16 protein-coding genes are annotated in these 23,638 nt (G+C 44.8%); 13 read left to right on the forward strand and 3 right to left on the reverse strand.

Annotation, left to right across the window (positions count from 1 at the left end; all coding sequences use genetic code 11):
* Positions 1–55: 55 nt before the first annotated feature.
* Positions 56–922, forward strand: a complete 867-nt coding sequence (locus tag DR864_RS12950) for a DMT family transporter (RefSeq protein ID WP_114067381.1) — start codon at positions 56–58, stop codon at positions 920–922.
* Positions 923–997: 75 nt separating this feature from the next.
* On the opposite strand, the gene DR864_RS12955 is transcribed toward DR864_RS12950, so the two are convergent.
* On the reverse strand, positions 998–1,558 hold the full coding sequence (locus DR864_RS12955; RefSeq protein WP_162793779.1) for a hypothetical protein: 561 nt from the start codon (positions 1,556–1,558) through the stop codon (positions 998–1,000).
* Positions 1,559–2,022: 464 nt separating this feature from the next.
* On the opposite strand from DR864_RS12955, the gene DR864_RS12960 reads away from it, so the two are divergent.
* The 5 genes from DR864_RS12960 to DR864_RS12980 all read left to right on the forward strand — a co-directional run bounded on the left by DR864_RS12960 (position 2,023) and on the right by DR864_RS12980 (position 9,303).
* A complete protein-coding gene (locus tag DR864_RS12960; RefSeq protein ID WP_114067383.1) occupies positions 2,023–4,518 on the forward strand; it encodes a YbcC family protein in 2,496 nt (831 codons plus the stop codon).
* 8 nt (positions 4,519–4,526) lie between these two features.
* Positions 4,527–6,395: a proton-conducting transporter transmembrane domain-containing protein gene (locus DR864_RS12965; protein ID WP_114067384.1), complete on the forward strand. Its 1,869-nt coding sequence runs from the start codon at positions 4,527–4,529 to the stop codon at positions 6,393–6,395.
* Between the two features lie 181 nt (positions 6,396–6,576).
* The gene (locus tag DR864_RS12970) at positions 6,577–7,365 is read left to right on the forward strand and encodes an endonuclease/exonuclease/phosphatase family protein (protein WP_114067385.1); all 789 of its coding nucleotides are present in this window, start codon (positions 6,577–6,579) and stop codon (positions 7,363–7,365) included.
* Entirely contained in the window at positions 7,362–8,225 is an 864-nt protein-coding gene (locus tag DR864_RS12975) for an AraC family transcriptional regulator (protein ID WP_114067386.1), read from the forward strand. The genes DR864_RS12970 and DR864_RS12975 overlap by 4 nt, the downstream gene beginning before the upstream one ends.
* Before the next feature lie 172 nt (positions 8,226–8,397).
* Positions 8,398–9,303: a dihydrodipicolinate synthase family protein gene (locus DR864_RS12980; RefSeq protein WP_114067387.1), complete on the forward strand. Its 906-nt coding sequence runs from the start codon at positions 8,398–8,400 to the stop codon at positions 9,301–9,303.
* Between the two features lie 36 nt (positions 9,304–9,339).
* Here DR864_RS12980 and DR864_RS12985 read toward each other — a convergent pair whose 3' ends face one another.
* Positions 9,340–10,392, reverse strand: coding sequence for a helix-turn-helix transcriptional regulator (locus DR864_RS12985; RefSeq protein WP_310587570.1), 1,053 nt, complete (start codon positions 10,390–10,392; stop codon positions 9,340–9,342).
* Positions 10,393–10,960: 568 nt separating this feature from the next.
* Between DR864_RS12985 and DR864_RS12990 the strand changes: the two genes are divergently transcribed.
* Positions 10,961–12,061 (forward strand): slipin family protein, encoded by a 1,101-nt coding sequence (locus DR864_RS12990; RefSeq protein WP_114067388.1) that lies wholly within the window; start codon positions 10,961–10,963, stop codon positions 12,059–12,061.
* 111 nt (positions 12,062–12,172) lie between these two features.
* On the opposite strand, the gene DR864_RS12995 is transcribed toward DR864_RS12990, so the two are convergent.
* A complete protein-coding gene (locus DR864_RS12995) occupies positions 12,173–12,430 on the reverse strand; it encodes a hypothetical protein (RefSeq protein WP_114067389.1) in 258 nt (85 codons plus the stop codon).
* Positions 12,431–13,158: 728 nt separating this feature from the next.
* On the opposite strand from DR864_RS12995, the gene DR864_RS13000 reads away from it, so the two are divergent.
* From DR864_RS13000 to DR864_RS13025, 6 genes are all read left to right on the forward strand, one after another.
* Positions 13,159–14,271 (forward strand): fatty acid desaturase family protein, encoded by a 1,113-nt coding sequence (locus DR864_RS13000; RefSeq protein ID WP_114067390.1) that lies wholly within the window; start codon positions 13,159–13,161, stop codon positions 14,269–14,271.
* A 189-nt stretch (positions 14,272–14,460) separates the two neighbouring features.
* A complete protein-coding gene (locus tag DR864_RS13005; protein WP_114067391.1) occupies positions 14,461–17,304 on the forward strand; it encodes a family 78 glycoside hydrolase catalytic domain in 2,844 nt (947 codons plus the stop codon).
* 10 nt (positions 17,305–17,314) lie between these two features.
* A complete protein-coding gene (locus tag DR864_RS13010) occupies positions 17,315–18,091 on the forward strand; it encodes a glycoside hydrolase family 16 protein (RefSeq protein WP_162793781.1) in 777 nt (258 codons plus the stop codon).
* Between the two features lie 154 nt (positions 18,092–18,245).
* Positions 18,246–18,803: an RNA polymerase sigma factor gene (locus DR864_RS13015; RefSeq protein ID WP_114067393.1), complete on the forward strand. Its 558-nt coding sequence runs from the start codon at positions 18,246–18,248 to the stop codon at positions 18,801–18,803.
* A gap of 33 nt (positions 18,804–18,836) precedes the next feature.
* On the forward strand, positions 18,837–19,847 hold the full coding sequence (locus DR864_RS13020; protein ID WP_114067394.1) for a FecR family protein: 1,011 nt from the start codon (positions 18,837–18,839) through the stop codon (positions 19,845–19,847).
* Positions 19,848–20,160: 313 nt separating this feature from the next.
* A complete protein-coding gene (locus DR864_RS13025; protein WP_114070264.1) occupies positions 20,161–23,628 on the forward strand; it encodes a TonB-dependent receptor in 3,468 nt (1,155 codons plus the stop codon).
* Positions 23,629–23,638 lie beyond the last annotated feature (10 nt).

Below are 23,638 nucleotides of genomic sequence, written 5' to 3' on the forward strand. Positions count from 1 at the left end.
TACTTTTGCGCGTTAACGACACCCTTTACTCACTTTATAACCCACCTTTACTTTCTTGAAAAATATTGTCATTGGCTTATTTTTTGCCGCTTTGTGGGCGTCGGCTTCGGTAGCCACTAAATTTGGCATTAGATCAGCCGACCCGCTCATTTTGGCCAATGTGCGTTTTTTGATTGCGGGTGGTTTGATGCTCGGCTTCGCTTACTTAGTGCAAGGGCGTAAAAATCCGCTACCCAAGGGCAAAGAATGGGGCCAGCTTCTCATTTTTGCCTTTCTCAATACAACGCTGTATTTGAGTGCATTTGTGATTTCAATGCGCGAGGTCGCGGCGGGTATCGGCAGTCTTTCAACGGCCACAGGCCCACTTTTTGTGATTATTATTTCGGCGTTTTGGCTACAGCGTCAATTGCGCTGGTACGAGGCCGTTGGTGTAGTACTTGGACTGTCGGGGGCAGCGATGGCTACTTGGCCTTTGCTTCAAAACAGCTACGCCAGCGCAAGAGGATTATCCATTCTGATGGCGGGGATTGTGGCCGTATCGGCGGCAAGCGTTTATTATTCCAAAGTAAAATGGCAATTACCCAACCTATTGATTAACGGTTGGCAAGTGATGCTCGGTGGGCTTATGCTGTTGCCGTTTACCATCTATTTCGCCGATTGGCAAGGTGCGCAATGGGATATTCAATTTTGGGCTTCCGTGGCGTGGCTAATTATTCCAGTGTCGGTTATTTCGCTGCAACTTTGGTTTTATTTGTTACGTCTTGATGCAGTAAAAGCTTCACTTTGGCTGTTTTTATGCCCCATTTTTGGATTTACCTATTCCAATCTCCTGCTCAATGAGCCGCTCTCTTGGCACACTTTTGGCGGAACAGCCCTGGTGATTTCGGGACTCTACGTAGCCCAGCGCGATAAATTTTCGTAAATATTGTAGGGGCAGGCCTTGCGTCTGCCCTCTTTCAAAATAAGATTAGGCAGACGCAAGGCCTGCCCCTACTGATTAAAATACCTTCTTCAAACTAAGGCCAAACGCCACCGAGTTGTTAGGTAAGGGTTCGGCCGAAAGCCCAATGCGTGGCCGACCCAAGCGGGAATTGTAGGTATTGACGGCCCTCCGCAACTGAGCGTTTGCGACGAGGTTGGAAGTCAACGAAACACCGATGGCACCAAAATACGTAATCCAGAACGTTTGGCGACTCACGCCTCTTCCACCCACCGAACGCGAAGTAACCAAGAAGTAAATACCGGGCAAAGCCGATATCACCGAGCCAACCGCGCGTATGGTGCGCGCCCTGGTAAAATAACGATTTACCTCAGGGTCATCCATTTCACCAAAAGGAATTTCTAACGAATATTGGTTGCGGAGGCGTTGTCCACCGTAATAATACCGTCCGTTGCTGCCAATGATAATGGGTTTTAAATGAACGTTTTCCAGCAGAGGTTGAAAAAAAGCTGTGTCTCTTCGTGAACTCGGCGGTTGTTGCGCAAGCAGCGACGATGTGGCATAACACAAAATGAAAACCGCGATAAGCACTTGATTGGTAAGGTTATTCTTCTTCATTACAACGTATTTTAAAAATAAATGGGCTGTTGAAAGCAATGGAGTGAAAACGATTGAAAGGGCATAAGATACTATAAAAATGCTCATCTCCCTTTGAATTTTCAGAGACGATGCTGGAAAATCTCAAAAATATTAAAAATCAACACATTAAAATAGGATTAAAAAAAGATGTTAACATTTTAAATCATAAGGTTATCTTTCTATTTTCAAAACCAACAAAATGACATTAATCATTTAATAATCAAATAATTAAATGAAAATTGTTTTTAATTTCATCTTAAATAAAGCAAAGTTTTTTTATTAGAAAATAAAGTACTATTTCTATTTTAATGGCAAATTAATCTCTCGAAATTCTTATCGGCGTAGATTTGAATATTCATTAGCAAAAAACGGCGATGCCCGATTGCTCAACTGCCGTTACTCAATCCGTCTACTGAGTTCATAGTAAACACCATAGTAAGTACATGAAAACACATGATTCATTGTTCGATGAACACGAAGTACTCCATGATTTGAAGCACTTCTTACCTGCTCAAGCCCCACTCAAAGACTTTATCCACCACAATACACTGCACGCATTTCAGACGGACAAATTCTACGAAGCTACTCAAAGAGCATCTGAATTGTTTGGGTATAAAGTCTCGCTTTCGCTGGATGAATTCCGTGAATTATATAAGTCGGAGCGCATCAAAAAAGAGGTGCTTGACAAAATCGTTGTCGAAAAGAAAGGAGCGAAAGCCCTTAAGGAATGGCAAAATAACCTTATTTCGAAAAAATACGCTCCTGCGGCCTTACCCAGGGTTGGCGCATTGCGAGCCAACTGGAAAAAGCACTACCGCATCGATTTGGATTCTCTAGTGCATCCGATTCTTTTCAGAGTGCTTTGCAGTTATCTTGACCAAGGAATTTCGATTTGGAATTTTCCCATTAAAGATAAAACATTTCTGGCTTCCATGCGGGAGCTAGAAAAAAATAGTTTTTCCAGCATTTTTAGGTCTTCCCGCGCCAAAGATTTGCTTTTAAACGGCAACTGCGAAATCAGCTCGTTGTTGAAAATTCTGGTGGGCAAAAAAGAATTATATCAACAATACCTCTACGATCAGCAATTCGCGCATCAGGGATGGTCGGGAATGGTATCGGCCATTGAAGACCAACCGCAAACATTGCTCGACCGCCGCAAAATATCACTCCATGATGTGATTGTGTTTGAACTTTTATTGGAAATCGACGCCCTCGACTTTCACTGCGGTCGAAATTGGCAACCGTTAAAAGAGCGCATAATTCAGACGCCAATTCCACTTTTTGCTCCCGTCGAAAAAACCGAACTGAACGAAGTACTTACGCTATGGCAGGAGGCTTTTGAATGGAGTTATTATGACCAAGTACTGACGGGACTTCAAAACAAAAAGAAAGAGAGCGTTGATACCTCTCGCAAAAGCTTTCAGGCCATGTTTTGTATCGACGACCGTGAATGCTCCCTGCGACGCTATCTGGAAGAATTTGACCCCGCCTGCGAGACCTTTGGTACGCCCGGTTTTTTTGGAGTGGAGTTCTTTTATCAACCCGAAGACGGTAAATTTTATACCAAAGTTTGCCCCGCTCCCGTAACACCCAAATACTTAATTAAAGAAATCGGCAATAAACACCGACGCAAAAAAGATGTGCATTTCAGCAAACACTCCCACTCTTTTTACGGAGGTTGGCTGATTTCTCAAACGCTGGGATTTTGGTCAGCCGCGAAGCTGTTTATCAATATTTTTCGACCTTCGATGAGTCCCGCTACGGCATCCTCTTTCAAACACATGGACCGGTTTTCGACGCTTACCATCGAAAACAAACATGCCAATCACCACGAAAACGACCTTCAAATTGGATTCACGATTGACGAAATGGCCATTCGTGTCGAAAACCTGCTGAAAAGCATTGGTTTGATAGATAATTTTGCGCCCATCGTGTACGTGATAGGGCACGGAGCAAGTAGCGTAAACAACCCTCACTACGCCGCCTACGACTGCGGTGCCTGCGCGGGTCGGGCGGGCTCGGTCAACTCGCGGGTGATTTCTTTCATGGCTAACCACCCCAGAGTCAGGGCTATTTTGAGCGACAGAGGCATCGTGATTCCTGCCGATACCCAGTTTATAGGTGGCCTTCATGATACTACCCGCGACGAAATAGTGTACTTTGACGAAAACGCGCTCTCGCCCAAAAATCAGGAAAGACACAACAAGAATGAGACAATTTTTGAGAAAGCATTGGATTATAATGCCAAAGAACGCTCTCGGAGATTTGAATCCATTGATACCACACTGAGCCCTCAAAAAATCCACGAAAAGATAAGAACACGCTCAGTATCGTTGTTTGAGCCTCGGCCAGAGCTCAACCACGCCACCAACGCCCTTTGTATCATTGGCCGGCGGAGCTTATCGAAAGATGTGTTCCTGGACAGACGCGCGTTTTTAAATTCGTTTGACTACCAAGTAGACCCCGAAGGAAAGTACTTACTCAATATTCTTAACGCGGCCGCTCCTGTATGCGGAGGTATTAATCTGGAGTATTTTTTCTCACGCGTAGATAACCAAAAACTCGGTGCAGGAACCAAATTACCGCACAATGTGATGGGACTTTTTGGAGTTGCCAACGGAATCGACGGCGATTTGCGCCCTGGACTGCCGAGCCAAATGATTGAGGTACACGACCCAGTACGCCTTCTGATGATTGTGGAACACTTCCCAGAATTAGTCTTGAAAACGATTCAAAAAAATCCCGCAACGTATGAGTGGTTTATCAATGAATGGGTCAATTTGGCCGTGATAAACCCCGAAACACAGGAAATTTCAGTGTTTAAAAATGGGGAGTTTGTGCCTTACAATCCTTTGGTAAATCACGTAGACACGGTCAACAACATGACGTCTTTGTTGGAAACTCACCATGAAAACCTTCCCGTTTACTCACTTAGCTAGTTATTGCCATGACCTTGTTCCTTCATATTTTTATTCTGCTCCCCGTTCTTGGATTTATCATCAGTTTATTGGTGCCTGCGCCTAAAGAAGGTGTTATTTCGGGCGTTGCTTTTGGCACGGTGGGCTTGCATTTGGCTTCCACCCTCGGCTTTATTGGGTATTGGTTATTGAATGACCGTCCCATTCTTAACATTAAAGACATTGTTCTTTTTAAAGCCACGGGATACGAGTTTTTTATTGATTTTTGTTTTGACGAAATCGCGGCCACGTACCTTTTTGTCGGCTCATTTCTGACTTTCTTGGTCACCATCTACAGCCGGTATTATCTCCACCGCGAAAGTGGCTACAAGCGGTTTTTCAATACGATTCTGTTCTTTTATGTAGGCTACAACATCACCATTCTCTCTGGCAACCTCGAAACCCTTTTTGTTGGTTGGGAGATTTTGGGAATCTCTTCTTTCCTATTAATCGCCTTCTATAGAGACCGTTACCTGCCCGTCAAAAACGCCGTCAAAGTATTTTCCATTTATCGAATTGGCGATGTGGGCCTGATATTGGCCATGTGGATGAGCCACCATTTGTTTCACGAAAATATTACTTTCCTGAAATTAAATAATTATGAACTCGTCCACGAACACCTCCAAAGCCATACGTGGATTGGGGTTTTTATCTCGATTATGATTTTGATTTCGGCGGCGGCAAAATCCGCTCAGCTCCCGTTTTCTTCGTGGCTACCACGCGCCATGGAAGGGCCTACGCCCTCGACGGCCATTTTTTACGGCTCGCTTTCGGTGCATTTGGGGGTGTTTTTGTTATTAAGAACCTATCCTTTCTGGGAGCACCAGCTCTCGGTCAGGATTCTCATTGCGGTATTGGGCCTATTTACGGCCGTGATTACGACGGGAATTGCCCGGGTTCAATCGTCGGTAAAAAGTCAAATTGCTTACGCATCTATTGCACAAATCGGGTTGATTTTTATTGAAGTGGCGGCGGGGTTGGAGATGTTGGCGATGTTTCACTTTGCTGGAAACGCTTTCTTGAGAACGTATCAGCTACTAGTATCACCGTCGGTGGTAAGTTATTTGATTCGGGAACAATTCTACAACTTCTCCCCTCGTGCACGTTCAATCGAACATTTCTTTCCCAAAAAACTAGAATACACGCTCTATCTGTTGAGCATTAAGGAATGGAACCTGGATTCGTTGATGTACCGATATTTATGGAATCCGTTGAAATGGGCTGGCAACAAAATGAATTTTCTAACCGTCAATCGACTGTTGATTTTCTTTATTCCTACCTATGTCATTGGATTGGTTTGTCTTTACAATGAGGAGCTGATTCCCAACAATATCCACGCCTATCTGCCGATTTTCTTTTCGCTGATTGGGCTGTTGATGGTATTGAAATCCTTTACAGAACGCCGAAAAGCGCCGATGAGTTGGATATTGGTCATCATGAACCACTTCTGGATTGCACTGGCGATTTCGTTCAACGAACATTTCAAAAACGACCAGACAATCTTGTACCTCAGTGGCATCATTGCGTCGGGGGTTTTAGGTTATTTCTGTCTTACTAAACTTAAATCCCTCGAAGGTAACATTGACCTAGACCAATTCCACGGGCATTCCTATAAACACCCCAAGCTGGCGTTTATTTTTCTAATGGCATGTTTGGGGGTTTCGGGTTTTCCCATTACGCCGACTTTTATTGGAGAGGATTTGATTTTCAGCCATATCCACGAGAATCAGGCTATTTTGGCTTTGTCGGTCTCTTTAAGTTTTATCATTGACGGACTAGCCATCATCCGGATTTATGCCCGGATTTTCTTAGGGCCGCACGTAAAATCAGTGTACGAAACCGCCTATCGTTCCTCATAGATTCAATTTATCTATAGTTTATTTGTTTAGTGTTAGTAGTGATACCGAAAGAGGCTGTCTATGAAGGCAGTCTCTTTTTTGTTACTGACCTTAAAAAGAGAATGAATAGGGCATTTTTCGAATTTGAATTGATGATTCGATTATCTTTGTTTGCGATTGTTTCCCTTAACTCCGTTGGACTGTGCGCGTTTTTAACTACTTTTTATTGTTGTTTCTGGGGTGTTATGCTGGGGTTCCTGCCTATGGTCAGAAGTCAAAACCCACCCCTATTAAGTTGAAAGTGATGACCTTCAACATTCACCACGGCGAAAATAACTTGGGCAAAACCAACCTAACCCGCGTGGCAGATTTAATCAAAAAGCACAAGCCCGACTTCGTGGCGCTACAAGAAATTGACAGCGGAGCCACGCGCTCGGGGAAGTTGAACCAAATGCGAATTTTATCGCTGTTGACGGGCTACGAGGAAGCTTTTGGAAAAACAATTGATTTGCAGGGCGGAAAATACGGCTTGGGTATCTTGTCGACCCGCCCGATAGAAGCGGTTCAGCGGCTCAAACTACCCAATCCAGATTCCACCGAGCCGCGCCTCCTGATGTGCGCTTTGGTGGATCTCGGCGTCAATAAATACGTCCGGTTTTGCACTACGCACCTAGACCATCGATCGCCGCTGAATCGGGGTCTGCAAGCGGCGGTCATTAACGAAAACTTACAAAATAGTCTATATCCCGTCATTGTAGGCGGAGATTTTAACGCAACCGCAGATGAGCACACGCTCGAAGCAATGACCAAATACTGGAACGACGCGGGCGCAAATACCGAAGGGGCCACGTATCCAGACAACGGCAAGCGAATTGATTACTTTTGGACGCACAAAGAAAGCCCGTTTAAGGTGCTCGATTATCGCGTCTTATACGAGCCCACCACCTCCGATCATCTTCCCGTGGTTGTTACTTACTCTTTCGGAAAATGAAAGCACTGCTTTTTCGCGTCCCCACCGTTGATGACCGCTCGTTTCGGGTGCAGGTAGATCACGACAAACATTTTTACCAACGCCTTCATTTTCACCCCGAATTTCAGTTGACCTTGATTAAGGAAGGCGCTGGAACTTTGGTGGTTGGTGACCGCATTGATCGTTTTCAGCCTTATGATTTAGTGCTGTTGGGGGCCAATGTGCCACACGTGATGCTCAACGATGCCGACTATTTTCTGCCCGATTCGCCGCGACAGGTAATGGCGTATTCATTCTTTTTTAAAGAATCTATTCTGGGAGATATTTTCATCACATCACCCGAATTGATGCACATTGCTGAATTACTGCGAGAAGCCACGCACGGAGTACGGATTCGATTTTCGGCCCCCAATTCACTCACGGATAGTTTAGAAAAAATAAATGAACTGCGTCCCTTTGAACAATTGATGCTGCTCTTAAACACGCTTGACACCCTTACGCTCACGCCCGACTGCGAACGCCTATCGGGGACGTCTTACAAAAACCCCAACAAGCCCGTTGACCATCAGCGGTTAGAAAATGTATTTAACTTTATTCTGACCAATTACGCCAACACCATTACCCTCGACGATATTGCGGGAGTAGCCAATTTGACTCCTCATGCCTTTTGTCGGTTTTTGCGGGTTCATACCCGAAAAACCTTCTCTCAACTACTCAATGAAGTACGGATTGAGCACGCTTGCCGGCTGTTGAAAGACTCCACGCAAAGTGTCAGCCAGATTGCTTTTTCTTGTGGATACGCCAATTTATCCAATTTCAATCGACAGTTTAAACAAGTAACTGGTATGCCACCTCGTGACTACCTGAAAAAAGCCAATTGACGCAAAGTGATAGTTCTTTATCCATTTAAAAGGGTTAAAATGTAATTTTTGAGTAAAATTCTATTAGAATCAGTCAACTAGCGAAAAGTTTGACAAGCTCTGGCACATTAATTTTGTAGCGTACAAATTAGTTAACATTTACGTTTCTGCATAATCACAAAACTTTCCTCATATGAAGCCAAATTGGATAGGCGTATATCCCGCCGTGACGACAAAATTTTTTGAAGACGAAACCCTCGACCTCAAAACGTTTTCCTACAACATTGACGAACAAATCAAAGCCGGCGTACACGGTATCATTATCTGCGGTTCGCTGGGTGAAAACAGTACGTTGACCTACACTGAGAAGCTGGAGCTTTTGACGGCGGCTCGCGAGACCATCGCTGACCGCGTACCGTTGATCATTGGCATTGCCGAAAACATCACCCGTATGGCGGTTTCGTTCGTGAAAGAAGCGGCTGGTGCAGGCGCAGACGGCTTTATGCTGTTGCCCCCCATGCGCTACCCTTCCGATGAGCGCGAAACGTTGCATTATATGCACACCGTGGCGGATGCGACTGATTTGCCCGTGATGATTTACAACAATCCTGTGGCTTACAAGACCTTAGTAACCATTCCGATGTTCAAAGATTTGGCCCAAAATGCCCACTTTGAATCCATGAAAGAGTCGACGGGCGATATTCGCTACATGACCGACATCATCAATGAGCTTGGAAATCGTTTTAAAATCCTTTCGGGGGTAGATGATATGGCGTTGGAAAGCCTCCTTATGGGAGCCGACGGATGGATTGCTGGTTTGGTAGACGCGTTCCCGCGCGAAACGGTCGTAATCTATGAATTGGCCAAACAGGGCCGGATTGAAGAAGCCCGCGAAATTTACCGTTGGTTCTATCCACTTCTGCATTTGGACGTATCGACCAAATTTGTGCAAAACATCAAATTGGCCGAAGTGGCTACGGGCTTAGGAACAGAATACGTGCGTCAGCCGCGTCTGCCGTTGATTGGCGAAGAGCGTGAGCACGTGTTGAAAGTAATCAACGATTCATTGGCGAAGCGGCCAGTTTTGCCCCAGATATAATAGTTCTTTACCATAGAGACGCAATATTTTGCGTCTCTATTTTATTTCTTCAACCTCTTCATACTGTTTCGCCCCAGCGCTTAGGCGTTGCTGAATACGCTTGCGTAAATGTTCGGGCATCAGCACTTTCATTCCATCGCCAAAACCCAAAATCTCTTTTTCCAACTCATAATTGTGTTGGACGCAGATTTCAATAATGATGCCGTCGCGCAGGTGTTCAAGCACTTTCTGTGAATGATGCAGCGGCTTGGTTTCTACATACGGTGCGTGCTCGGCACTTACCCAAATCTTCACTTTCTTAACCCTTAACGTCGGGCTAACCGTTACACCAATCACATTTTTGTAAAACTCTTCCGGTGCATATTTTTCATTGGTTCGGTACTGCTCTTCATCGTTAAGCATTACCTCTATCATTCGGTCAAGTGCTAGGTGCAGAATATCATTTTGACCGTTTTTTACACCTACCGCAAACCAGCGGTTCTTGAATTCCTTCAGCCACCACACATGAAAAAAGAACTGGCTCGCTTCCCGCGCTCGGAAAGATTGATAGGTCATATCCAACGTTTTTTGTTGGACAACCGCCTGATACAGCACTTCTAAAAACGACAACCCACGCAGGTTTTCGTTTTTTTCAAAATCTATTACCGCCCGTTGGTGATGTTTGGCGGCATACACATGGTCTTCGAGTTTTTGAATGACCGAAGTCAATTGTTGAAAGTGCGAAAACCCTTTAAACTGCCGTAGTACTTCCACCGCTTCGTTCATCCGGGTAAGGTCTTGGTCGGTGAGCGGGATTTGCGTAATGCTGTAATTGGGGTCTTCGTAGGTGTAGTATTTTTTATCAACCACGATAATGGGTGCAAAATAGCCCAGTTTATCGCTGCGCATCATCTGAATATCGGCCTGTACGGTTCGGCGACTGATGCCTTTGTCCATGCCTTCGTACTCATACATAGCGTCGGAGACTTTTTCAATCAAATCTTCGAGGGTCCATTTGCGGTAGCGATTGCGCAGGCAGGCATCAATGGTTTTAAAGCGAATCAGGGCGTTGCGGTTGGCGGGCATGGGTATCAGAAACAATTTTTTCAAAATTTCCGAAAATAATTTCAACTACGCAAAAAGACTGCGCAGATGGTATAAACCTTTGTATCGTCAAGTTAGTCATTGATACTCAGAACCTGACGTTGGTCTTATCAATGGCCAAGTAGTATCGGCGACGTATCGTGCGATGTGCTGTCTGAATCAATGCTTATTTGACGCCACGTTTACACTGTGGGTCGGAGGTTCGACTCCTCCCTCGAAGCAATTCGGGTAACTCAGCGGTAGAGTAACAGATAAAGGAAGAAGACCACTTCATAAAAAACGGTCACCAGGGGCTAAAATGGCAAAAGGTACTTCTGTGACAACAGTGACGTTTAGGGTTGCTCACAGTTCAGAAAAAGCTTGAAAGTCGGTAGATACCGCAGTCAATGCCTGCACCGCTTTTTTAAGCCAAGTTTGTCGCTAATGAACAGGAAGTGTTCGGTTCAACAACGCAAACAACGCTTTAAAAACCGTTGCACAACTTACTGCTCAAGCCGACTTCCGCATTGGATGAATGAAGTACTTTTTGTCATTAGCTAAAACAAATTTTAAAAACACTCACATTCCTACAACCATGAAAATTATCAGAATCAGTGCGTATCAAGTCGGATTAGTATTCCGTCAAGAAAGTTACGTCAAAACCCTTACCGAGGGAGTTTATTGGCTGATGCCCTCCGAAAAAGTGCGACTTTTTGACCTGACTCAACCTTTTGCGACTCCCTGCAGCCTGAACATTCTGTTGCAGGATGAGAAACTGAAGGTCATGTTGGATGTCATTGAGGTCAAAGACAACGAGATTGTTTTACAGTACGAAAACGGAACATTTAAAACCGTCCTGAAACCGGGGCGTCACGCTTTCTGGAAAAGTATTGTAGAATATCGCTACTTAACGGTGGATTTGAGCAAAATAGACATTGTAGAAGACATTGATTTGGCAGCGTTGACCTCCAAAGAGGTGTTGGGCTACCTGAGAACTTATACCGTGGAGCCTTACGAAAAAGCGCTGCTGTTTGTAGATGGAAAATACCAAAAACCTTTGGCGGCGGGAACGCACTATTGGTGGCGAAACAACCTTTCGGTGTACGTTTCTAAAGTGGATACCCGCCAATTACAGTTGGAAATTTCAGGTCAAGAAATCCTGACCAAAGACAAAGCAGCTTTGCGCATCAACTTTTATGTGCAATACAAAGTCACGGACATCTTGAAAGCATTGCTCGAAAACAAAGACGCTGAAAAACAACTGTACATAGTAATGCAATTGGCTTTGCGCGAGTACATTGGCACGTTGACGTTGGATGAACTGTTGGAGAAAAAAGAGGCTGCGTCTGCCTTTATTCTCAACGCCGCCGCCGACAAAGCCAGAATGCTGGGGATTACGCTTATAGGATGCGGAATTCGTGACCTCATTTTGCCCGGCGAAATGAAGGAAATCATGAACCAAGTGCTCATTGCCGAAAAGAAAGCACAAGCCAACGCCATCATGCGTCGTGAAGAAACCGCTTCAACGCGAAGTTTGCTGAACACCGCCAAATTGATGGAAGAAAACGAAATGCTGTTCCGACTGAAAGAAATGGAATACGTCGAAAAAATCGCCGAAAAAATTAACAACATTTCCATTTCAGGCGGCGGGCAAGTACTTGACCAGCTGAAGCAAATTTTTGGCTCTGCCAAGTAACATCCTACTCTTTCTTTGGTTAAGCACTAAAGAAAGAGTAGGGCCTATTGTAAATAAATCATTTATATGTTTTATTTCCCTATAAATAACGAGTTCAACTGCCCTCGACGCCTAGCTTCCCTTTAGCAAAAAAGCGATTATCTCAGGGGTTGATGATTCCTTCCCATTTTCAGATTCGTATTCCACTAAACAGTAAACATTATAAAACGGGACTTTTCCTGGTTCGGCTATTTGATAAGCGACCACTTCTTTTTCGTTGTTTTTGAGTATCCACGTATCTTTATTTTCTATCCTGCCAAGCTCAACAGAATATTCCAATCCGCTCTCCAACAATTCCGAAATCAGTATCCATACTGGTTCATTTTCCATACTAAAATTAAAATCTGTTCAACTACGATTCTGTATTTATATGCTGTACAGGCGGGGTTTTATGCGGCGGCTCCACCATTACAGCTCTTTTGTAGACATGAACAGGCACGTTGTAACCACGTCAAGCAGAAACAGTTGTGAAATTTCACCTCTAACGTTGAGTCCTGACAATCAAAATCTGGCAGGTTTTTTTACAATAATAAAGGAAAGGCAGGACTGCACAAACAAAAAGAAGCACAATCTGTTGACAATTTATTAATCGTTCATTTTGGTATATATATTAAACACACTTTAGCATAAAAAAGACCGCAGCTTAACTCCGATTAAACCGAAAATACGCAATCAAACGCTATTTTGTACAATGTATATGCTGGAAAACGGACAAACGCAAGACCTGCTCAACATCTTCCAAAACTGAGTGGCTGACACAAAGTGACGATTTTAGAATTCCGAGCTTTTTTTTGCCATACTATTTTGGCCAGAAAAATTCTTTTGCTATCAATCTGCATGACTTTCAGTATCTTTGTATCATCCTATTGCAGAATTACTAAATACATTCGCCAGTCAGTTGGTTGTTTGAATTATAATTTCCCCTGAATCAGTAATTATAATTCAGACTTTTTCGTTTTTAGTATAGGGCGGTTTCCTGAATAGGCTTAGACTTAATAACTCTTCTTCTTCTCTTGATTTTCGCTTCGTACATTTAGCCTATCTAACCTTTAATTTTAATGAAACTTAAAGAAAACGTAAAATTTGTTGCCCAAGAAAAAAGTCAATTTTTCCCAACCCTAAAAAAAAGAGTAGACGCCTATTTTAAGGAAAACAATATCCCAAAGCACGCCAACCAAACGATGGTCGTCAAAACGGTCGTCTTGTTGAGCGCTTACATCCTCCCCTTTATCTGTATTCTTGCTTTTCAGCTTTCGCTCGCCGTAAGCATACCGCTCTGGATTATCATGGGATTTGGCATATCGGGCATTGGAATGAGCATCATGCACGATGCCAATCACGGCGCCTATTCAGACCGTACATCGGTCAACAAATGGTTGGGTTATTCTATCTATTTGGCGGGAGCAGGCGTGCTAAATTGGAAATTACAACACAACATACTTCACCACACGTACACAAATATTGTACCAATGGACGAAGATATTCGCGACCGAGGTATTGTCAAACTTTCCCCCCACGCCGAAATCAAAGGAGTACATCGCTTTCAGTGGATGTATGCGTTCTTTTTCTATGGAATTCTTACATTGTATTGGGTACTTTTAAAAGATTTTATCCAATTCGTTTCGTACATCCGCAATGGCGTCAATAAGCAGACCAAAGCACAAAATGCCATGACGCTCCTTAATTTAATTGTGGTTAAATCGACCTATCTCGCCATCTTTTTGGTGCTGCCAGTGGTGGTTTTCTCGATTCCTTTTTCAGAAATCCTCATTGGCTTTCTGGTCATGCACTTCACCGCTGGACTGGTGTTGACGATTATTTTTCAGTTGGCACACACCGTAGAAGGAACATCCCACCCAGTGATTCCCGAAACGGGCATAGTAGCCAAAGATTGGGCCATTCACCAGCTGGAAACAACGGTCAATTTTTCGCCCCGCAACAAGTGGCTATCGTGGTACGTAGGTGGTTTGAATTTCCAGATTGAGCACCACCTTTTCCCCAAAATCTGTCACGTCCATTATCCCAATATCGCGCCCATCGTCAAACAAACAGCCGAAGATTTTGGGCTGGTTTACATGGAGAATCCTACATTTTGGAGCGCGCTACAATCGCACGTAGATACGTTGAAACGCTTTGGTGGTTTACCAGACCTCAACGAGGCAATTGGCTAAAAAATACACTCCCTGCTTATCAAATCCCCAGCAATACACTGGGGATTTTTTTGTTTTCTGCTGATCAATCTATTAACAGAAACAAAAAATGATTTTTTTGGATAAAAGATAGGTTGGTAAAGGATAGTTTTGCCGAAGTTTCGCGGTTATTTGCATCATACTACACATCCTAATATCCCCTAAACTAGTATGATTCAGAAGCTTTACCTCCAATTATTTTTCATTTCCTTCTCTCTTTACGTATCCGCCCAAAGCGATTTAAAAGCCTCCTACCTGCGTTCTGAATACAAAATCAGCCCCGTCATCGACGTGGCTCATCCGCGTTTGAGCTGGGAATTGACCTCTTCTGTCAATAGTCAGTACCAAACAGGCTATCAAATTCTGGTAGCGTCTTCCATTACACTACTGGAGGAAGGAAAAGCCGATTTGTGGGACACGAAAAAAGTCACGGGCAACGCCACCTCCCAAATCGAATACGCAGGAAGCCCCCTTGAATCACGGCAGATCTGCTTTTGGAAAGTACGCAGTTGGGACAAGAAAAACCAACCCGGACCTTGGAGCGCACCCGCTACGTGGGAAATGGGATTACTGCAAAAAACTGACTGGAAAGCCGACTTCATCGGTCTCAATCTGAATCATTTAGGCAAAGGCAAAGAGTACCATTTGCCGCCTGCTCCCTATTTAAGAAAAGACGTCGAAATAAAAGGTGTCGTAAAAAAAGCAAGGTTGTACGTGACAGCGCTAGGTTTGTATGAATTTCAAATCAATGGAAAGAAAATCGGTAGAGATTATCTCACTCCCGGCTGGACCGATTACAACAAACGCCTTTATTATCAAACATTTGACGTAAGCAAAGACCTGCGCCCCGGCAAAAACGCCTTGGGTTCCATTATTTCGTACGGTTGGTATGCTGGGTATTTGGGCTATGCTTTGTTGGTCAGAAATCCCGTCGTGAAAAATTTTTACGGCGATGTCCCTGCCCTAAAAGCCCAATTGGAAATTGAATACACCAACGGTCAAAAGGAAATAATTGCGACTGATAATACGTGGAAAGCCAACTACGGCCCCATCGTTGAATCTGATATTTTGAACGGGGAAGTCTACGACGCAACCAAAGAACTAACGGGCTGGAATCAACCCAATTTTAATGATACCGCTTGGAAAAAAGTCATTACCATTTCTGACAAAACCGACCGACAGGTTCAGGTCTATCCCGGAGACCCCGTGCAGGAAGTGGCCAGACTAACGCCCAAAAATAGTAAACAAATGGGGCCTAATTCCTATTTGGTCGATATGGGGCAAAATTTTGCGGGCCTGATTCGCATCCGATTCAAAGCCGCCAAAGGCGATTCCATTCTTTTTCGTTTTGGCGAAATGCTCTATCCCGACGGTAAACTCATGACCGAAAACCTGCGCAAGGCGCGAGGAACCGACCTGTACATTGCCAAAGGCGACCCGAACGGTGAAATTTACGAGCCGCGTTTTACCTATCACGGCTTTCAATACGTGCAAATCGAAGGCTTGAAGTATGCCCCAGGAATGCAGGACATTCTGGGCATTGTGTTGTCGTCGGCTACACCCAAAGCAGGAACGTTTGAAACAGACAATGCTTTTGTTAACCAACTGTATCATAACATTATCTGGACGCAACAGTCTAATTATCTGGAGGTTCCAACTGATTGCCCGCAGCGCGACGAGCGTTTGGGCTGGACGGGCGACGCACAAGCCTACGTCAAAAGTGCCACGCTTAACAACGACATTGCGGCCTTTGGCACCAAATGGGTGGTGGATTTGAACGATGCCCAACTCGCCAACGGTGCCTATCCCGTCTACGCGCCAGCTCCGTCGGTACGCGTTACGGATACGTATTCGCCGGGCTGGATGGAAGCGGGAATCATTTATCCATACCAAATTTTTAGGTCGTATGGTGATACCAAAATCATCAAAGCGCATTGGGCAGAGATGAAGAAATTTATGCAGTTTCTGGAAACAAAAAGCAAAGGTGAGTACGTCTTCAAGGAAACTGCGTTTGCCGAAGTGGACCCCAAAGGCGGTTTCGGCGATTGGCTGAGTGTCGGTAAAAAAACACCGCCGGATATGCTAGCAACGATGTATTATGCGTACTCAGCCAGTTTGATGCAGGAAATGGCCGCCGCCATTGGCGATGAAAAAGAGGAGGCTCATTTCAAAGAAGTATTTGGTAAAGTGAAAGCAGCTTTCTTGAAACATTACACCAACGCTGAAGGCAAATTTATCTGCAATGCCGCCGCCTACGGCAATGGAAAAGGATACGTTGACGGAGAAATGGGCTTTGAAGGACACACCCAAACCGCCTACGCAAACGCCATTTTTATGAATCTTTTGGACAGCACGCATACGCTGAAAGCTGCCAAATGGCTGAACGAATTAGTGGTTAAAAACGGCAATAAACTAACAACGGGCTTTTTGGGCGTTCGGCCCATGCTGCCGGCGCTCTCAGCCACGGGAAACAGCGAAACGGCTTACAAATTGTTATTCCAAAAAGAATACCCGTCGTGGGGTTTTGAAATTGCCAACGGGGCCAATACGATTTGGGAACGTTGGAACAGTTTCACCCGTGAAGGCGGTTTTCCTGCCGGCATGAACTCGTTCAATCACTACGCGTTCGGCTCAATTTGTGAATGGATGTTTGAAAACATGGCGGGTATTAAAGAAACCTCGCCCGGCTTTAAAACCTTAGTTATTCAACCTGAAGTTATGGCCCCCAATATCAATTCATTAAAGGCTACACACCGTTCCATCAACGGTACCATCGCTTCGGCTTGGCAAAAAAAGGGAGACATTGTTACCCTAACCATCGAGGTACCCGTCAACACCACGGCGACCATTTGCCTACCACCAACTCCAACAAACAACATTACCTTCAATGGAAAAGCCCTTGTCGCAACGGCCGTTAAGTCCAAGTTAGTAGGTCGTCGTGAGTTAAACACGGTTACGGTGGGTTCAGGAAAATATGTCCTCAGTTATAAAAAATCGGCTTTGTCGGGCTTTTAAACCATCTTTTATGAAAGCCTTCCTCCATTTTGTCTTATTTATTTTATCGTTCACCCTCTGCTTTGCCCAACGCCCAGCCCAGCCACCGATGTCGCAGGAGCGTTTTACTCCCAAAAAATTAGGTTATAAACTGTTTTGGGAAGATAATTTTAAAGGCAACCAACTCGACCCGAAAAAATGGGCCGTGCGGGGAGTCGGACCGCGTGCGTTGGGCTTTGTATCGCCCGAAGCGGTAGAAGTGAAAGACGGCTTCTTAAAGTTGCACGCGCTACAAAAAGGTGACAGCATTCTGATTGGTGCCGTAGGAACGCAGGGTTTGTTGATGATGAAATACGGCTATTTTGAATGTCGGGCGCAACTGCAAAAGTCGCCGGGCGTGTGGGCGGCTTTCTGGATCCAATCGCCGGATATTTCTAAAGGCGAAGACCCCGGCGTGTACGGGGCTGAAATTGATATTTTTGAGTTTTTTAAAAAACTTGGTCTTGATATTGTTTCGCACAACGTGCATTGGGCCTACGGGCCCAACCAAAAAACCACGCGCGGAATGCAGAGTTATTTGAAAGGCGTAAGCGAAGGTTTTCACACGTTTGCCTTAGAATGGACGCCCGAAAAATACACATTTTTCATCGACGGCTATAAATTCTATGAAGTCACGATGGGCATTTCTCAAATTGAAGAATACCTTATTTTGAGCATGGAGCTTCCTTCCGAGAAGAATGACCTCCGAAACACCGTTTATCCTGACGTTTTTATCGTGGATTATGTGAAGGTGTATAAGAAAAAATAGGGTAGATACGGAGCAGTTTCCGCAAAAGCGCCTTTGATTGAACGAAGGTGCTTTTTTTGTTTTGTCTTGACAATAAAATTATTTAAAGAATTTTTAAAATCATTTAGGGATTTTGGTTAGCTAATTGACTATACAAGTACGACCGTATTTTGAGATGAAACACCGCAACCTGACAGATGAGCAATTGGTAGATTTTCTAAAAAGTGACGACCAAGCCGCTTTTGAAGAAATCTATAACCGCTATTGGTACAAACTTTTGGGCATTGCATACCACGAAACGGGAACACGTGAAGAAGCCGAAGAATTGGTGCAGGACCTGTTTGAGCGGATTTGGCATAAGCGCCAAGAGAGCATCATCCGACATTTGAGTGCTTATTTGGTGGTATCGATCAAGTATTTGGCCACTAACTACGTAAAATCGCAGATTACGCAGCGAAAATTTCAGGAGTATTTGATTTTCAATGAAATACGTCAGTCCTACGTCACCGACGAGAGCGTTCAATTTGCCGATTTGTCGAAAGCTGTGGAGGAAGCGATGAAGAAATTGCCCGAAAAAAGTGTCGAGATATTCAAGATGAGCCGATTTGAAAACCAATCCGTCAAAGACATTGCGCAGCAGTTAAATCTGTCGGAGAAAGCCGTGGAATATCACATTACAAAATCGCTCAAAGTCTTGAAAGAACAGCTAAAAGCCTATCATTCCGACAATTAATATCCACCCATTTCTTCTTATATAAACTAACTGATGAACCAATACGAATTTAATCAATTGCTGGAAAAATACCTCGCGGGAGAATGCAGCCCCGACGAGGAAAAACTGGTACACGAATGGCAGGAAAATACGCTCAAAACCAACGTATTACTCCTGAGTGAACCCGAACAGGTGAGCGTCAAAAAACGCCTTTGGCAACGCATCACAGAAGCAGTTTTTGAGGAAACAACGTTGCGGCCTTTCTACAAAACGCCATGGTTTCAATGGGCTGCTGCCGCTTCAGTTGCCATCGTTTTTGGCGGTGGATGGCTGCTTTCTCAGCAAACTAAATTTAGCAAAAATCCAATCACTCATACCCTCCAAACCCCTCACGGTATCGAGGTTAAAAATACAGCCGCCAACCCACGTCAAATCCACTTAGAAGATGGCAGCGTGGTGATTTTGAAAGCCAACAGCAGCGTGACCTATCCAGAGCATTTCGGCAAGCAAAGCCGCAGTGTATTTTTGAAAGGAGAAGCTTTTTTCAACGTTAAACGTGACCCCACCAAGCCCTTCGTGGTCCATGCCGGCGAGCTGGTGACGGAGGTACTGGGGACTAGTTTTACGGTTAAATCCTACGAAGATGCCCAATCCATTGAAGTTGTGGTCGCCACGGGGCGCGTATCGGTCTACGAAAATTCCAACAAACCGACCCAACAACGTAACGGTCTTATTTTGACGCCCAATCAAAAAATTACGTTCGACAAAGCCTCTCGAAAACTGACCCCGAGTATTATTGAAAAGCCCGTTGTGATACAACCTCCAACGCATCCCACCACCTTTATTTTTGACGAAACCCCATTGCCCAACGTACTTAAGAAACTGGAAAGTGCCTACGGACTTCAGATCATCGTGGAAAACCAGATGCTGAATCAGTGCGTGTTTACCGCCGACCTAAACGAACTTCCCCTGCGTACGCAGCTTGATTTGATTTGTAAATCGGTCAATGCCTCTTTTGAGCAACGCGGTACGAGCATTTTTATTAATGGCGAGGGGTGTAAATGAGTTTTGAAGAGTGAGAAGTAAGGTGCGGCCGCCGCTGCGGTGAAAAATTGGGAGTAGGAGGTCAGAAAAAAGAAGTATGAATAATCAATTCATGGTTATTGTGTCAAGAGTTTTTGACGAATAACGGATAACAATTAACAGATAACGGTGGCTTGCCACTAAGTACCAAAAAAGCCGACAATGTTGCGAGCATTATCGGCTTAGAGTGACCCGCAGCCGAATTGGCGTTCGGTTGGCCATGATTTATGCGTGCATAAAACACGGCCTTGCGGGGGAGTTTTTGCCCTTTTCAAACCAAAAACATGTTAAAATTATGCAAAAAAATGTACGAACCAAAGCGTTCTTACTCAAAGCGATGAGAATGACGGTTACCCAATTTCTGCTGCTGGTCGCTTTTTGCGGATTAGCCAGTGCCCGACCTACAAAAGCCCAAGAAGTGCTCAACACGTCCGTTTCGCTCAAAATCGAATCGGTCGAGATTAAGCGGGTTTTTAATACGATTGAGAAACAGGCAAATATCAAGTTTGTCTATAGTCCCAACGCCATTCGGTCCGACCAAAAAGTCTCTTTGGTTATGACCAATAAACTTTCCGAAGTATTGCGAGAGTTGCTTACACCCCTCAATATTTCGTACGAAGTGGTCGGAACGCGCATTTTATTACGCAAAAAGTTCCCCGAAAAATCAGCCTCCATCGACGAAATATCAGTCCCAATCCCAAACGCAATCGAGCCTCAGGAGCAAATCATCAAAGGAAGAGTAACCGACGCTGAAAAAAACGAAGGACTACCGGGCGTGAGTATTTTGTTGAAAGGAACCCAAAAAGGAACATCAACCAACGCAAACGGAGAGTTTTCGCTCGCCGTCCCTGACAATAACGCCATTTTGGTTTTTAGTTTCGTAGGCTATGAACCACAGGAAGTATTGGTAGGAAATCGTACCCAAATTAACCTTAGCCTCAAAACCGATACCAAGGCGTTGGGCGAGGTGGTCGTGGTGGGCTATGGCACCCAAAGAGCCAAAGATGTGACGGGCTCGGTCGCAACCATTAATCAAACCACCATTAAAGACCTACCCGTTTCAAGCATTGACCAAAAAATGATAGGGCAGGTAGCAGGTGTTCAAATACAGCAACTATCAGGCGCGCCGGGCGGGGGTACTTCCGTCAGAATCCGGGGAAGCGGCTCACTTGGTGCAGGCAATGAGCCTTTATACGTGGTCGATGGAATGCCTTATGCCGCAGGGTTGAATCAAAACTTTAATCCTCTCCTATTGATTAATCCCAACGACATTGAGTCCATTTCCATCCTGAAAGATGCCTCTTCTACGGCCATTTACGGCTCACGCGGAGCCAACGGGGTGATTATGATTACGACCAAAAAAGGCCAGTACAACCGCCTTCAAGTCAACGTATCTTCGATGAGAGGGGTACAGCAAGTACCCCAAAAAGGCAGACCTAACTTGATGAATCAGCAGGAATTTGCTGATTTACAGCGCAATAAAATTGACATTGCTGTTCGGCGCGCCGAAAACAGGGCCGCTACCATCAACGACTATCCCGTTGAATATCAAAACCCAAGCTCACTGGTAGGTGACGGTACCGATTGGTATGATTTGCTGCTGCAAACAGCCCCCATTCAAGACCACACCGTCAGTATTCAAAAAGGCACGCAGGATTCGCGCATGAATTTCAGTATGGGCTATTACAAACAGGAAGGCGTTTTGCGGTACACGGGCGTAGAGCGGTACAGTGCCAATCTGGGAATTGAGTCTACTGTAAGCAAGCGGGTTACCGTGGGAGTATCGCTGCAACCTACACTTATCAACCAAAATCGTACCAACACCAATTCAAGTCGTGAAGACGTGATTGGGGTAGCCAACTGGGCAAACCCGGTGATGAGTCCATACGATGCCAACGGACAACTTATCCCCTATATTCGCTCGCCGCAGAGCAAATACCACTCGGCGTGGAGTTTTGCCAATCCGCTTTTTGTGTTGCGAGAAACTACCCAACTACAGCAGCAATTTCAAAACCTCGGCTCGGCCTATTTGGAATGGGAAATTACGCCCGACCTAAGAGTAAAATCTTCGCTGAACACCATTTGGGCCACTTCCAAATTCAATCAATTCACACCAAGTACCGTAGGAGCGTCCAATATTCCACCCGTTGCCGGAACGGGACGGTCGAGCAATTCGCGGGGCGACAGTTTCAATTGGCTGCTCGAAAACACACTTACGTATAACAAAACATTTCAGAAACATCGGCTGAACGCCCTGTTGGGTTATACTACGCAGAAAGATCGTTCCAATGCTATCAATCTGAACGCCAGCCCCTACCCTAACGACCTGATTCAGACCATCAACGCGGCACAGGCCATTGGAACTTGGGGCGAAAATCAACAGGAATGGAGCATCATTTCTTACTTAGGACGACTCAATTATTCTTTCGACGACAAATATTTACTGACCGCTACTTTCCGTTCCGATGGTTCTTCCCGTTTTGGCGCAAAAAACAGGTACGCGACTTTCCCTTCTATTGCCGCCGCCTGGCGTATTTCCGAAGAAGATTTTTTGAAAGACAATAAAGTGCTTAACAACCTGAAATTAAGGGCCAGTTACGGCAGAAGCGGCAATAATAACATTGGTAATTATTCGCACTTAGCCGCCATCAACCCCGGCGCGTATGTCTTCGGAAACACCCAGGTTTCGGCCTCTTTTGTAGGGTTATCCAATCCTTTTTTGACCTGGGAAGAATCTCAACAGATTGATGTGGGGTTGGATGCCGAATTTTTCAACAATCGTCTTTCTTTAATTGTGGATTTGTACAACAAAGAGAGCAAAAACATGCTGCTCAACGACGTCATCCCCGCCATTACGGGTTTCAACTCGCAGATTGTTAACAAAGGAAATGTGCGAAATCGAGGCATTGAGATTTCACTCGGAGGAACCCCGATAAAAGGAGCGTTAAACTGGGATTTCAACCTCAACTTTGCGTTCAATCGTAACAAAGTACTTTCTCTCAATGAAAACGGAGACAGAGTTTTATCAGGCAATAACGACAACAATCCCACGCACATTACGGTAGTAGGAAAGCCCATCGGTCAATTCTTCGGGTTTATTGCCGACGGCGTGTATACCGCCGCCGACATCGCCAATCCCAATATCATCAAAACCGCACAGGTATATGAAGGTAATTCCAAATACAAAGACATCAACGGCGACGGTGTCATCAACGACTTTTTGGACTATACCATGATCGGCAATCCGCATCCCGACTTCATTTTTGGCTTTTCAAACAACTTTTCTTACAAAAGATTTACCTTGGGAATCATCATGAATGGCCAAAAGGGAGGCCAGGTAATGAACGGATTGCGTCAGTCAACCGACAATTTACAGGGTTTTTTCAATGTGAATAAAGAGTTTGTAAATCGCTGGAGAAGCGCCGAAAACCCTGGCGACGGAACACTGTACGGCGTGCCAAAATTAACGCCGAGTTGGGGACATCGGGTCAATAGCCGGTGGGTAGAAGATGCTTCTTTCCTGCGCGTCTCTAACCTCTCGTTGGGGTATTCGCTTCCCGAAGGTTTGGTCAAAAAAACGGGTTTTATCAACAGTTGCCGTCTTTATTTTACGGTACAAAACCTGGCCATGTTTACCAATTACACCGGCGCTAATCCAGAAGCACAGTCCAGAGACATTAACAATACGCTCTCGCCGGGCTTTGATATTTCGTCTTATCCACTTGCCCGGACTACTTCAGTGGGTTTGAATTTATCCTTTTAAAAAACGACTT

It is taken from the genome of Runella rosea (assembly GCF_003325355.1).
Lineage (GTDB): Bacteria > Bacteroidota > Bacteroidia > Cytophagales > Spirosomataceae > Runella > Runella rosea.